The organism is Brumimicrobium salinarum, from assembly GCF_002844555.1.
Taxonomy (GTDB): Bacteria; Bacteroidota; Bacteroidia; order Flavobacteriales_D; family Crocinitomicaceae; genus Brumimicrobium; species Brumimicrobium salinarum.
This window is the reverse complement of the sequence record NZ_PJNI01000077.1, coordinates 1-398: the sequence shown is the minus strand read 5'-3', so window position 1 is coordinate 398 and position 398 is coordinate 1. Positions and strand designations below refer to the sequence as shown.

Genomic DNA, 398 nt, shown 5'->3' with positions numbered 1-398 from the left:
AGATGCTGGTTTTGGTTTTGATGCTGGTGCTATCTCTTCAACAAATGGCAAGCGGTTTAATAATACGGATTATGAAGGTGAAGGTTTTAATGCAAGTGCTCAACTGTCCTTTTTAGAATATGAAAGAGGGGGAAATGCAAGAAACAACCAAGCTAATTTATTTCAATGGGATGGTGCGTCTTATACAACAAATGGAGGGATGTTAAATCCTTGGAGTTCTCCAAATCCTGCGTTAAAACTTCTTGATGCTGTTGAAATAGATGCTGCAGTTAGTTATCAATGGACAAAAACTTGGGTATTTGGAGAATAGGAAAATTTATTTTTGGATAATTGTTGCATTAATTATTCTAATGCTTTCTATTGGTTTTGGTTCAGTTTGGTATAGAGGTGATTGTACT

Annotated in this window: 1 protein-coding gene; it reads left to right on the top strand. The window is 35.4% G+C overall.

The window, feature by feature from the left end; translation table 11 throughout:
- On the top strand, window positions 1-310 hold a 310-nt coding region (locus CW751_RS15525), incomplete at its 5' end, for a hypothetical protein (RefSeq protein WP_165779342.1).
- Window positions 311-398 lie beyond the last annotated feature (88 nt).